Below are 12675 nucleotides of genomic sequence, written 5' to 3'. Positions count from 1 at the left end.
GAGTTGCCTTGCCGCGGCGGTACATGGGCCTGAGAGATTCCTGGGGAGGATTTGCTCCTACGGCGCCTGCTGAAACGTACCGGCAGGGCTCTCCCGCCGCAGATCATAAGCACGTGCCGCCTTTCGGTGACACGTCTCACATGATATCCGGTGCCCTGACGGCGCGCAAAGAGTGGGCAGTTTCACCGGAACTGGCTGAGCAGTCAGGTCGAGCCCGTTTGAGAACTCAGAGCTGTACCAGAGAAGCGCGGGTACAGTTTTAGCTTGTACCCGCGCTTCTTGGAGAACATTTCTAGCGAGTGACTCCGTGCATCTCGGAGGTCGGCGGGTAGAAGGGAATCTCCGGCTTTTTCGCACCGATGATTACGCAGATCAGCGCATCACCTTCGCTGACGGTGCGAAGGCTCCGGGGAACGCCCGCAGGAACACGAATCAGATCGCGGTAGCCCAAAACACGACTGGCCGTCTTTGTGCCGTCCTCGACATCGTGGACGCTGAACTCCACCTGTCCCTCGAGGACAAAGAACACCTCTTCGACGTCAGGGTGAGTGTGCTCCGGCCCTACGCACCCGGCCGGCAGGACCATGTTGGAGAACGTGAAGTGCTCGGCCTGGAGGATGTTGTTATCGTCCGAGTGGTCCCCGGTAGCTCCGGAGCCGATGTAGCGGACCTGGCCACGCCGGAATTTGTCTCCCATTTTCGTCTGGAACTTCAAAGTGTCAAAGTCAACGACACGGCTCTCACGGGACGCGATAGACGAATCGATGAGCTCTTCAAGATCTGTTGTCGGTGCATTTACGGTTTCGCTCATTGTTGAACCTCTCGGACTGGGGCGATGTAAACCAAAAACTGGCAGCAGAGCTCAGAAGCAACTCCCTCAGCTCTAACTATCTCAACACTAAGGTAGATTGAACTAAGTAACAAGACCTTGAGTGGAACTAGACTGGGTTAATTGATTGCTGAAAAGCTCAATGTTTAGATGCATTACCTACATCCAAAGGACAGGGCCATGCCTGACGATACAACTGAAGCCGACGCCATTGACCGCATTCTGGCGGATTGGCTGCGTGAACGGCCGGACTTGGATGCGAGCTCAATTGGCGTCCTCGGGCGGCTCTTGCGGCTGGCCAATCAGGTGCGCGCTGTCGAAAGTTCCTACTTCGATGAGTACGGGCTGACACTTGCGTCCTTCGACGTCCTGGCCAACCTGCGCCGCTCCGGGCCGCCGCACCGGAAGACCGCCGGAGAGCTCGCGACCTCCTCCATGCTCACCACCGGTGGTATTACTTTTCGGCTGGACAGGATGGAGGAGCAGAACCTCATCGAGAGAGTACGGACCCGCGAAGACCGTCGGGTTGTCTACGCGCAGCTGACTGCACATGGTAAGGCTGTTATCGATGAGGCATTCGGAAAGCATTTAGACAAGCAACGTCAGATGTTGAGCGGTCTGACATCAGCGGAACTCGATCAGCTCGCAGCGCTGCTTAAGAAGGCAGAAGCATCGGTGGTTGCATTTGATGTAAATGCGATGGAAGCGGTTGGCCAAGGCTCCTAGACGCTTACCGCCCGATGCGGGGAGGCTGTAGTTTCGAGGCGGTTCCTGCACTCATATCAGCCCACCCCGGCCACCGATAATGGAGTCCAGAGATCGCAGAACGGCGAACGGTACTACACCGCTTGTCCTCGGATTGCCCTTAGAAGGCTTGTTGCGGATTTCGAATCGGTATTCCCCCATGTCTCCAGAAGCTTCGATGACGTGGCTGGTCAGTTCCGCTGCGGGGTCTGCCCTTACTTTGACCGTCACAGCGTCCCAGTCGTTGACGGCGATGGCCACTGCGGCGCCAGCGTTGAGGGACTTGGGGAACAACAGCGCGGCCTCAGCGGCCGATCCTTCATAAATGTCCAGTGGGCCACGAGCATTGCGTATTTCCTCAACCAAACCCTCGCTCATCCAGGGTTGGACAAGAGAGCCCGGCAGTTTCGTCGTCGTAATCGTGACCCTGTCATAGCCTGCTCCACGGGCGCCTGAGGACAAAAGGTCGAGGCCGCCAACTGCGCCAGATGTCAGGAAGAGCCGCCCAGGCCCGGCAGCGTTGAGCTGCTTTGAGAATTCTCTATCCGCCAGGGCACCAACCGACGTCACAAGCAGGTCGACACCCGCCCGGAGGACAACCTCGGCGTGTTCAACGAGTGCCTCCTGACCTGCACATTCAACCAGCAAGTCGCAGCATTCCAGAGCCTCCGTCAGGGCCAGCTGCTTCACCGGAGCACTCCTTGGCAGGCTCCGGGAGATGACCCCTTCCAAGACAGCCCCTGCGACCCGTCCCTCAGTAATCCCAGCAACGACGGGTACTCCGATGGCGCCGTAACCGATAACGCCGACCCGGCAGGTGCGTGCTGACTTCATAATGTCCTTCAAGTCTTGAGAGTAGGCAGTTCGTTCCGTTCGCACGGAGGGTTCATAAGGCACAGTGCCGAGGAGGTTGGTGCCCCTCCGAAAGTCGGATTGCAATCACATTCCGACTTTCGGAGGCGTCATTACAGGCCTTCTCCCCTGAGGATGGCGGCCTGCCTTTCTGCATCGGCTTCGTATACGCGCCTGATCCGTGCGACGCCGAGATCGTGCTGGTAGAGGTGTTCGTCTTTGTCCGCGTCGGCGGCGAGTGCTTCGAGGACTTCCCGGTCCTGTTCCAAGACTGCCCAGTGTTTTTCTTCAAGGGTCGTCTTGTACATGAACCGCCAGACGTCGCGCTCCCAGTCGGAGACGGTGCGCGTGCGCCAGTGGAAAATTGCCGAGTTGTTTGCATCTATAGGAGTGGCCATGCCGACGATGCCGAAAGTCCCGCCGGGTCCTGCCGACTCGGCATAGGGGATTTCCAGATCAACGTAGTCCATTGCTTCGCGGCAATATTCGACCCAGTCGAAGTTCACGCCGCGCTGGTCCGTTTTCTCAAAGAAGAAGCCACGGTTGGTTTCGCGGATGCGGAACCGGGCGCTGGTGTCTCCGCCGAACATTGAGTGTGAGTCGCGGTGAAGGAAAGCACCGTGCATCGGATCCAGGACGTTGTCCATGTAGAAACGCCAGGGCCCCTTCCATTCCGCGAAGTTCGAAAACCAGGAAATTTCCGGATTGGCCAGGCGGTCCGGCAGCTTGAACTCCGTTACCTCGGAGTCAGTTGTCAGTGGCATGAACGCAAAGATGGTGTCAGCTGCTTCCGCAACTGGTAGCGACGTTGTGACGGTTCGGCCTTCGAGGGCACATCCGGGCATACCAGGAACGGAAATTACCGTGCCGTTTCCATCGACCTGCACTCCGTGATATTTGCAGGCCACGCGGTCTCCGAGGTGCTGACCGACCGAGAGGGGGGCACTACGGTGGGGGCAGCGGTCCTCGAGCATGCGAATACGTCCGGTGGCGTCGCGGAACAGAAGCCAGTCCACGCCAAAGCGCTTGACCTTGACCATGTCCCCAGCGCCGACGAAGCGGGAGGGGTAAATGGGGTACCAGCGGTCCCGCAGGCCCATCGCCGCGAGTTCCTTGGCATCGACTTCGTGGCGGACGCCGACGACGTTCCTTCTCTTGACCTTGCCGCCGGTGGGGCGTTCGGTTTGTGTTGTAGTTGTCATTTCCTATTCTCCCAGTCGTCGCATTTCGGCGCGGAAACGGGCTTCGTCCCACGGGCTGCCATCCGGAGCATTTAGACCGAGGCCGTTCAAACCGGCAACCACTCCGGGCAGATCTTTTGTGCTGCCCGCGAAGATCTCGCTGAGCGCCCCGGCGAGTTTCTTCTCGTAGGGAGTCACAGGCCGGGTGCGGGCCTGATTCGGTTCTAGGTACTGTTCAGGCACGGAAGTCCTCCTCTGATTCGGCGAAGGTGTGCAGGCCTTCGGCGATGTTCATGAATGATGTGGCCCACTCGTTGAAAGAGTCAGCCCTTGTTCGGTGTGCGGGGACGGCGGTATTTTCGATGATGACGAAGACGCCATTGTCGATGCCGCCGGCGATGCTCTGGGGCTCGGCAATGTCGGTGTTTGCCTGCGGCGCGGCGGCGATAACCAGCGATGGGGCCTGAACGAGCTGGAGGGAACGGGCATATCCCTCGGTGGAGGTGTCAACCTCCGGGTCGCCAAGAATCATGCTTTTGACCAGCTCGGGATAACGGCCGGCGAGCACGATCGTGCCGTAGACGGCACGGCCGGCGGCCACTAGGTGCACCGGGGTGACCCCGCCGTCCCGCAGCGCTGCCGCGGCAGCCGAGACCCACGCTTCAAGCTGGTCTTCTGAGACAGTGGCGCCCAGAGAGGCGCCATCGAAGTTTTCCCAGGTTTGGGCATCGTAGGCAGCCACCTGCCGTGTGTACCACTCCCCGGCTCCGGTGCCGTTGTGAAGACAGACGACCCGGTGCCGGATCTGCCTTGGGTCCGCTTGTGGACTGGCCAAAATCAGTGGTTCTGTCGGTGCCATTTTTCCTCTTCGTCCCTCTAGTGGTTCCGGCTGGGGATATGCACCGGCGGCACAAACGCTCCCGGGGCCGGGTCCAGGGCCGTGACATCAATTTCAATAACTGCCGGTCCCCGAACTGCCAGCGCTTCCGCCAGGGCCTGGTCGAACTGTCCGGAACCACGGACCCGCCAGAACGGCAGGCGAAGTGATTGGGCCAACAGATCGAAGTCCGGCGTGTAAAGGTTCACCCCGGCTTCGGCGAAGCCGTTGGCCTTTTGCATGTTCCGAAGGACTCCGTAGCCGCTGTCGTTGAAGACCAGCACTACGCACCAGGCACCCGAACCTCCTAGGGAGGCAAGCTCACCGAGGTGGACCGCCAGTCCGCCGTCACCGACGATTACCGCCGTGGGGATCCCGGGCCGGGCGCAGGCGGCGCCGATGCCCATGGCAAGTCCCTGACCGATGCCGCCGCCGAGAGGGAAAATGTTCGTTTCCCGTGAGTAGATTTCGAGCAGGCGGTTGCCCCATTGGCTGGAGGGGATCGTCACGTCCCGGGCGATCACTGATTCGCGGTCAAGCCGCCGGCGAAGGCTTCCGCAGATCTCGGCATACCCGCCGATGTATTCGATCAGGGCGGTACGGACGTCGCGGCGCGTGGCGCGTACCCGCTCGGTCCAGCCCGTTTCGACGCCGGGGGCGGAGAGTTTCCCGACGATGTGTTCCAGCAGGATCAGGGAATCCCCCGCCAGACCGACATCAGCCGGGTAGACCCGGCCGATGGCGGCGGGATCAATGTCAAGCTGGATGTGCGTGCCGGGCAGTGCCATGGAGTAGTGCTTCGTTTCGTTGGAACGGAAATGCGTTCCAACACTCAGCAACACGTCCGCGTCTTCGAGAAGTGCCAGGGCCTCGGGTGTGGTTGCGAAGTTTCCGATGACCTGATCGTGGTCTTCGGGGACGACGCCTCTGCCTGAATTGCTGGTCAGCAGCCCGGCGCCGAGGCGGTGCAGCAGTGCGGCCAGGGCCGTACCTGCACCTACAGCCCCACCACCTGCCCAGATGAGGGGCCTCTTGGCCTGCGAAAGCAGTTCAACGGCTTCGGCCACAGCCTCATGGTCGATGGAGACTTCAGGCCGGCTGGGCGGGTCCGCTGGTCGCTGTTCCTCCGGCAGGGCGAGGTACTGAAGGTCAATGGGCCATTCCAGGCTGGACGGAGTGTGCGGGACGGACAGCAGGTGCGCAATAGCTTCCTCCAGGTCCGCTTCGGCATCTTTGGCGTTGAAAATGGTCCGTGCGTAGCCCGATACCGCCTGAAGCATCTGCAGCTGCCGGGGGACCTCATGGATCACTCCCCGATTGCTTCCGAGGAATTCACTGTCAATCTGGCCAGTGATGTGTAGTACGCGGCTGCCTGCAGTCAACGCCTCCACCATGGACCCTGCGGCGTTGCCGGCACCTGTGCCGGTGCTGGTCAGGGCCACTCCGAACTTGCCCGAAGCGCGCGCGTACGCGTCTGCCGCATTCACTGCCGCAGCTTCATGGCGGACGGCGACGAAGTTCAGTTCCCGGTCCACGGCCTCGATCAGGGGAAGATTGTGGATGCTGATCACACCGAAAGCGGTGTCGATGCCGTGCCTGCGCATGACCCGGACGAGGATGTCACCGCCGGTAGGGTTTTGGGGCATTTTCGTTCCTTGTTCCATGGATATGTCTCATCTCTTTCGTAGATCAAGGCTGGGCAGGCGATTCAGCCTGAGCCCGATGGCAGGCGCCTTAGACATAGCGGCCAACACCGCCGCCGACGTCGATGGTTGCTCCTGTTGTATAGCCGCTTAGCGGCGATAGAAGGGTGAGAATGTGGAAGGCTACTTCTTCGGCCGTGCCGAAGCGGCCCAGTTTTACCCCCCGGTCTTTCGTGATCTCGGCACTCCAGTCCGCGAAGTCCTGCCCGCTGCCTGACTGGTCGAATCGCCGGCGCCACTGGCCGGTGTCGATCAATCCGAGCAGCACTGAGTTGACCCGGGTGCCGTCCGCGGCGAGGTCCTCGGACAGTGAGTGGCTCAGGTTCAACAACCCGGCACGCGCGGCTGAAGTTGCAGCCAGGCGCAGCTCAGGCTGGCGGGACAGGATGGCATTGACGTTGACCACCGAGCCGTGCCGTGACGCCGCCAGGGCAGCCCGTGCCGAGCGCACTATGTTCAACATCCCGAAGATCTTGAGGTCGAATTCGTCGCGGAACTGTTCGTCAGCCGTCTCATCCAGCGTGGCCATCAGGGAACGGCCGGCATTGCACACCAGCCCGTCAACTGCCCCGAAGCTCTCCAAAGTCCCTGCAACAAATGCGTCGGTTGCCTTGCGGTCCGTGACGTCGCAGGTAGCCAGGTAGATGGAGTTCTTGTCGGTCCAGATACACTGATCGAAAGCTGCCGCGAGGCGGCCGGCATCGCGGGCGCAAGCAGCTACTTTTGCGCCTTCTGCGAGCAGGTAACGCGCGGTAGCCAGGCCGACGCCGGAACTCGCTCCTGTCACAATGACGGTGCGGTCTTTTAGTTGCAGATCCATCTGGTGGTCTCCTTGATCATCAGCCGGAGCCCGGCATCGTTGGGTGGTTTTGGGATGTGGGATGTGGGATGTTTCAGGTAGCTGTCTTAATGCCCCATGACAAAGCCGCCATCCACCACGATGTTCTGACCAGTGATGAACGCCGCAGCGTCCGAGAGCAGGAACTGGACAACCCCGGAGATATCCTCGGGCACCTGGTCCCTTTCCAGCACCCTGTTCTCCCCGTAAAGCCGGTAGCGGGAGGATGGCACCGATTCGGTTGCCTCGACCCTGATCAGGCCCGGCGAAACAGCATTTACACGGACCCCGGCTGCGCCCGCATCACGGGCCATGGTCCGGGTCATCGCCAAGACAGCACCTTTGGAACCGACATAGTGGACCAGGCGCGGTGAGCCATACAGCGCAGCGTCGGAAGCGACGTTCACGATGGCGCCTGCCTGCTTTTGAGCCAGCTGTGGATAGAGGTATTTGCTCACCAGCCATGTACCGAAGGCGTTCACAGTCATGACCCGCTGGAAGAAATCTTCTTCAAGGTCCCAGAAGGTGTCCCCGCCAACCCCGTCAGCAAGAGCCGCATTGTTGACAAGACCATCTGCGCCGCCCAGTTTCCGGACGGCATCGGCTAAGGCGGCAACAGAGGCCTTGTCCGCAATGTCGGTAATGATTGCCGTGGCATCGAAGCCGCGTTCCTGCAGCGTGACTGCTGCATGTTCCGCGGTCTCGGCGTTTTTCTCAGCAATGACGATGCGATCACCTCCTGCTGCCAGCCGTTCAGCGATACTGAACCCCAGGCCGCGTCCAGAGCCGGTGATTACTATCAACCGTGTCATGAAAGCCTCTTCCAAAACTCTAGAATCGATGACGCCATCTCTGCGGGCTTCTCCTGCACTGCGGCATGGCCAGCGCGGGAAATGATTTTGAAAGAAGCGTCTGTTATGGATTCAGCGAGGATCCGGGATTCAGCCACGCCGGTAACTACATCGTCTTCGCCGACCAGGACCAGCGACGGTACCTGAAGAGACGGCAGGACATCCGATGTGTCGGTGGCTGCCATCATGGTTGCCGCGGCCGTGTAACCAGGAAGCCGGACCGCGGCCATTTCGGACCTGACCGCCGCGGCCGTGACAGCATCCGCTGCGGGCGAAAGCAGCCGGGGAGCCCGCCGGTCGGCAAAGGCTTCCGGCCCCAATTCAGCCAGTTCCGGGATTCGCGCCAGCATCCTGTCCGCCGAATCCCTGGTAACAGCCGAACCCCGGGTGCTGTCCGCGAGAACCAGAGAGCGGACAGCATCCGGTGCTTGCGCTGCCGCTTTGGTGACGATAACTCCTCCCCACGAGGTCCCGATCAAGTGGGCGGGCCCGACGGCGAGGGAAGCCAAAATCTGCAGGACCAGCCCGGAGTGGTCCACCGGGCCCCGCGGATCAGCAGATTCCCCGTAGCCGGGCGCATCCCAGCAGAACGTGCGGTAGCCGGCCTCACTGAGCAGTTGCGCCAACGCCCCGCAGGACGAGGCATTTCCCCCAATGCCATGAAGCAGGAAGGCAGGCGGTCCTTCACCGCGGACCACCAGTGATACGCCGTGAAGGGAAATACGGCCGTCCAGGTTTCCGGTGGCGATAGCGACCTCAGTGGGCAACTGCATGGTTTGCTGCATTTACCGAAGGAACGGTGAAGTAATCGGCGCTACCCGGAACAACCAGCGAGCGGTAGCCTTCATCGGGGATTCCGGCCATAGCGGTGCGAACTTTTACCGTGGGTGGCCCGGCAGTTCCCCACTGGTCCGACAGCTCGGCAGTCCGCTTCCAGGTCCGGCACAGCCAGCTGTCTTCATCAACTTGCGCCACTTCAGAGGTGTATTCACAAACAAGGCCTGCGGGGTCGGTGAAGTAGGAGAAGGTGTTATCCCCGGGACCGTGGCGGCCCGGACCCCACTGGGGGGCGATACCGTGGGTTTTGAGTGACCCGATGCCGCGCATGAAATGATCGATGCTCTGCATTTCGTACGCCACGTGGTTGACCGCTGTCCAAGGGGCCTGATTGAAGGCGATGACATGGTGCTCTGAATTGCAACGGAGGAATGCCATCTGATGCTCGGACCAGTCCGAGACCCGCATCCCCAAAACTTGGGTGTAGAAGGCCGTAGCCCGGTCAATGTCAATAGTGTTCAGCACGACGTGGGCGATCTTGCGCGGGATAGCCCGCCGCCCAGCAGGCTCTTGGTTGAGGACGGCATGGACATCAGCGGAAAGTTCAACAAGTCTTCCCTCGGGGTCAACCAGCTGCAGGCCGTAACCGCCCGCAGCGTCATCCAATGGTCCCGGCTCGCGGAAGAGCGGAATCCCCAGAGCTGTGAGCTTAACTGCGGCCTGGTCCACCTCCTGGGGCGTAGTGAGGGCGAAGGCCACGCCGCCGAGAGCATTCTGCTGGCCCTTTTCCAGCTTCAGAATGTGGTGCTCCGAGCCGGTTCCACGGAGCCAAAAACGGTCACTGTCCTCTTCGACAGTGGAAAGGCCCCAGACCTCGTGATAGAAATCCTTGGCACGCGCCGTTTCCGGCACCTTCAAGGACACTGACCGAAGAGACCGCAATTTACAGACGGGCTCTGCTGCAAAGAAATTCATCGGGCTACCTTCTTACTTTTCGAGGGTTAGAGGTCAAGGACCAGTTCGGCCGAACGGCAACGCGAGACGCAGACGAACATGGACTTGTTTGCGGCCTGCTCGGCCTGGCTGAGGAGAAAATCGCGGTGTTCCACGTCGCCGCTGATGACGCGGGTTTCGCACGTACCACAGATCCCCTCTGTACATGAGCTGGGGACGTCGATGCCGGCGTTGTTGAGAGCATCGAGGACCGATTCATCAGGGCCCACAGGGATGCGTTGGCCGCTGCTGTTGCACACCACGTCAAACGCCGATTCGTTTTCCTTCGCGACGACGGCCTTCTCCGGTGCCTTGAACCGCTCGATCCGGAGCTGGGCTTCGTCCTGCATGGCTCCGGCAACAGCCTTCAACAATGGTTCCGGACCGCAGACGTAAACCAGCGCATCGGGGCTCAGGGTTCCGACAGCCGCCGCCAGGTCAGGGTAACTGCCGTTGGCCTCGTCATCAGCGTGGATGGTAATCCGGTCTCGAGGGAGGGCCACGATCTCAGGCAGAAAGGCCATAGTGGCGCGGGACCGGCCGGTGTAGAGCAGCGACCAGTCCGCCCCTGCCGCCTGAAGCTCCCGCGCCATGGAGATGATCGGGGTGATGCCGATCCCGCCAGCCACCAGTACGTAGCGTCCAGCATCTTCCAGCGCGAAGTTGTTTCGCGGGCCTTCGACCTTGAGCAAGGACCCTACCGGCAGGCCATCGTGGACCAGCTGGCTGCCGCCGCGTGAATCAGGCGTCCGCAGGACAGCCACTGTCCAGCTTGTCGGATCCAACGGATTCGAGCACAGCGAATACTCGCGTACCAGCCCGTTGGGCAGATGAAGACTCAGGTGCGAACCTGGCTTCCAGTGGGGCAATTTGGCCCCGGACGGATCAGCGAACGTGACACTGGTGACCCCGTCTGCTTCCCAGGTCTTCTGTTGTACCCTCAGGGTCCGTGCGGATGGCTCCCCGTTGACGGCCCGGTCACTGTTGGCAACCGGCTGGGATGATTCTTCCGGTTCCCGCGTGCTCAAAGTGGCGGTAGTCATTGTTCACTCCTCGCCTCGGTGCGCAATTGCTTCGATTTCAACCGTCGCACCGTACGGCAGAGCAGAAACCTCTACGAAGGTCCGGGCCGGCCGGGGCTCGCTGAAGAGCTGTTCGTAGTGGCTGTTGGCCTCTTCCCGCAAGGACAGGTCCGTGACGAAGTAGGTGGTCTTGACGATGTCCTGCAGAGACATGCCGATGGTTCCCAGCCGCTCCGAGAGCCTGGTTGCAGCGGCCTCAACGGCTTCAAGACGACCGCTGACGGGCGTGTAGTTTTCATCAACGGACAACGCCCCGGACACAAAGCCAAAACCTCCGGCCTGGTATGCCGGGCTATACGGGTGAGCACTCACTGACTTGCCTTTCATCGGGGATGGATCGATAACTGCTGCGGAATTCATGCGCCGGCCCACGGCAAAGGTTCGCCGGAAAGATCCACGTAGATGCTCTTCTGGCGCATATAGGAACGGATACCGTCCCTGCCCTTTTCGGTTCCCAGACCGCTTTCCTTGATCCCGCTGAAGGGGGTAGCGATGCTGAACTGCTTATAGGTGTTGATCCAGACGGTGCCGGCAGCAACGGCACGAGCAATGCGCCATGCCCGCCGGTAGTCTGCCGTCCATACGCCGCAGGCCAGACCAAAAACAGTGTCATTGGCCTGCGCGAGCAGATCAGCTTCATCATCAAAAGGAAGGACGACTGCCACCGGACCGAAAATCTCCTCCTGGCAGATCAGGTCTGAGTTCGCCACACCGGCGATGATGGTGGGCAGGTAGTATGCGCCCTGCTGTAATTCCTGCTCGCTAGGCCGTGCACCGCCGCAAAGGACCTCTGCCCCGGCAGACCGTGCGTCCTCGACCACCTTTTCAACGAAATCTCGGTGGGCGTGGGCAACGAGCGGTGCGACCTGCGTGTCCGGGTTGGTTCCCGGACCCACCCGCAGGGCTTTCGCACCTTCGACCAGGCGTGCCAGGACTGTGTCATAGATGGGGCGCTGAATGAACACCCGCGAGCCAGCAATGCAGCTCTGGCCGCTGGAGGAAAAGATGCCGTAGAGCACCCCGGCGACGGCCTGGTCCAAATCCGCGTCCGAAAAAATTATGGTGGGCGATTTTCCGCCTAGTTCCAGCGTGATCGGCATGATCTTCTCGGCTGCGATATGGCCCAGCTGCCGCCCGGTCGAGGTGCCGCCGGTGAAGGAGACCTTGCCGACATCCCTGTGCCGTGCCAGCGCATCGCCGACGGTCCGCCCCGGGCCCGGAAGCACCGAAAGCAGGCCCGACGGAAGTCCGGCCTCGTCACAGATCCGGGCGAGCAGGAGCGACACCCAGGGTGCCCATACCGGCGGTTTGATCACGACGGCGTTGCCGGCGGCAAGTGCCGGGGCAACCTTCTGCGCGTCACTGGCAATCGGGGAGTTCCACGGCGTGATAGCAGCCACCACACCGATATGTTCATAGGTGGAGATGCTCAGGTAATCCCCCCGAGGCGGCGTTAGTGAACCCTCCAAGGTTTCAAGGGCCGAAGCTGTGAAACGGAACGTGGCCGCGGCGCTCATTGCCAAGGCTCGCGTCTCTTTGAGGGTTTTACCCGTGTCCCGGGTCTGCAGAAAAGCGATCCGGGCCGCGTTGGCTTCGATTGCCGAGCCGATCCGGTGCAACACAGCAGCACGTTCGTGCGGCATCTTACGGGCCCAGCCTGACTCTTCGATGGCCTCCAGGCCGGCCGCGACCGCCACATCTACATCCTCAACAGTGGCACCATGGAGCGTCGCGAAGACTTCAGCGGTTGCGGGATCAACAGACTCGATCAGCGCACCCGCTCCCCGAGCCCAGACCCCGCCGACATAAATTTCATCCAGCATGTCCATGCCCGGTTCGAAGCCGCCAGAGGGCACGAATCCATCAGAATTCGTACCGGCCGGCCGGTCCACGATGCCCGTGCTGCTCAGCGTTGTCATCCTCAGGGTCCACCAATCTCTATAGTCAC

14 protein-coding genes and 1 riboswitch are annotated in these 12675 nt (G+C 61.1%); of the genes, 1 reads left to right on the top strand and 13 read right to left on the bottom strand.

Translation table 11 applies throughout. From position 1 onward, the window contains the following. Positions 1-7: 7 nt before the first annotated feature. Positions 8-106, bottom strand: a riboswitch (glycine riboswitch). Between the two features lie 186 nt (positions 107-292). Continuing rightward, positions 293-811 (bottom strand): cupin domain-containing protein, encoded by a 519-nt coding sequence (locus tag LFT43_RS18370; RefSeq protein ID WP_395799278.1) that lies wholly within the window; start codon positions 809-811, stop codon positions 293-295. A 198-nt stretch (positions 812-1009) separates the two neighbouring features. Between LFT43_RS18370 and LFT43_RS18365 the strand changes: the two genes are divergently transcribed. Further along, entirely contained in the window at positions 1010-1555 is a 546-nt protein-coding gene (locus LFT43_RS18365; RefSeq protein ID WP_395799276.1) for a MarR family winged helix-turn-helix transcriptional regulator, read from the top strand. Between the two features lie 51 nt (positions 1556-1606). On the opposite strand, the gene LFT43_RS18360 is transcribed toward LFT43_RS18365, so the two are convergent. From LFT43_RS18360 to LFT43_RS18305, 12 genes are all read right to left on the bottom strand, one after another. Next, positions 1607-2407: an aspartate dehydrogenase domain-containing protein gene (locus LFT43_RS18360; protein WP_395799274.1), complete on the bottom strand. Its 801-nt coding sequence runs from the start codon at positions 2405-2407 to the stop codon at positions 1607-1609. Between the two features lie 131 nt (positions 2408-2538). Further along, entirely contained in the window at positions 2539-3627 is a 1089-nt protein-coding gene (locus LFT43_RS18355; RefSeq protein ID WP_395799272.1) for a Rieske 2Fe-2S domain-containing protein, read from the bottom strand. 3 nt (positions 3628-3630) lie between these two features. Beyond that, positions 3631-3849 carry a recombinase-like helix-turn-helix domain-containing protein gene (locus LFT43_RS18350; RefSeq protein ID WP_395799270.1) on the bottom strand — a complete coding sequence of 73 codons (219 nt, stop codon included), beginning with the start codon at positions 3847-3849 and terminating at the stop codon, positions 3631-3633. Beyond that, positions 3842-4465, bottom strand: a complete 624-nt coding sequence (locus LFT43_RS18345) for an alpha/beta fold hydrolase (protein WP_395799268.1) — start codon at positions 4463-4465, stop codon at positions 3842-3844. Before LFT43_RS18345 ends, LFT43_RS18350 begins: the two co-directional genes overlap by 8 nt. Before the next feature lie 17 nt (positions 4466-4482). Further along, complete coding sequence (locus LFT43_RS18340) at positions 4483-6129, bottom strand: thiamine pyrophosphate-binding protein (RefSeq protein WP_395799266.1); 1647 nt, start codon at positions 6127-6129, stop codon at positions 4483-4485. An 88-nt stretch (positions 6130-6217) separates the two neighbouring features. Next, complete coding sequence (locus tag LFT43_RS18335) at positions 6218-7006, bottom strand: SDR family oxidoreductase (RefSeq protein WP_395799264.1); 789 nt, start codon at positions 7004-7006, stop codon at positions 6218-6220. A gap of 86 nt (positions 7007-7092) precedes the next feature. Then, positions 7093-7836, bottom strand: coding sequence for an SDR family oxidoreductase (locus LFT43_RS18330; protein WP_395799262.1), 744 nt, complete (start codon positions 7834-7836; stop codon positions 7093-7095). Next, a complete protein-coding gene (locus LFT43_RS18325) occupies positions 7833-8648 on the bottom strand; it encodes an alpha/beta fold hydrolase (protein WP_395799260.1) in 816 nt (271 codons plus the stop codon). Before LFT43_RS18325 ends, LFT43_RS18330 begins: the two co-directional genes overlap by 4 nt. Beyond that, entirely contained in the window at positions 8632-9627 is a 996-nt protein-coding gene (locus LFT43_RS18320) for a VOC family protein (RefSeq protein ID WP_395799258.1), read from the bottom strand. The genes LFT43_RS18325 and LFT43_RS18320 overlap by 17 nt, the downstream gene beginning before the upstream one ends. A gap of 26 nt (positions 9628-9653) precedes the next feature. Then, on the bottom strand, positions 9654-10688 hold the full coding sequence (locus LFT43_RS18315; RefSeq protein WP_395799256.1) for a PDR/VanB family oxidoreductase: 1035 nt from the start codon (positions 10686-10688) through the stop codon (positions 9654-9656). A gap of 3 nt (positions 10689-10691) precedes the next feature. Next, positions 10692-11039, bottom strand: a complete 348-nt coding sequence (locus tag LFT43_RS18310; RefSeq protein WP_395799254.1) for a RidA family protein — start codon at positions 11037-11039, stop codon at positions 10692-10694. A gap of 44 nt (positions 11040-11083) precedes the next feature. Then, positions 11084-12646 (bottom strand): aldehyde dehydrogenase, encoded by a 1563-nt coding sequence (locus LFT43_RS18305; protein ID WP_395799252.1) that lies wholly within the window; start codon positions 12644-12646, stop codon positions 11084-11086. Between the last annotated feature and the right edge of the window lie 29 nt (positions 12647-12675).

Origin of the sequence: Arthrobacter sp. FW306-04-A (genome assembly GCF_044358315.1) — a bacterium.
GTDB lineage: Bacteria > Actinomycetota > Actinomycetes > Actinomycetales > Micrococcaceae > Arthrobacter.
Note: the sequence above shows the minus strand (reverse complement) of the source record. Positions and strands in the feature narration are given on the sequence as shown.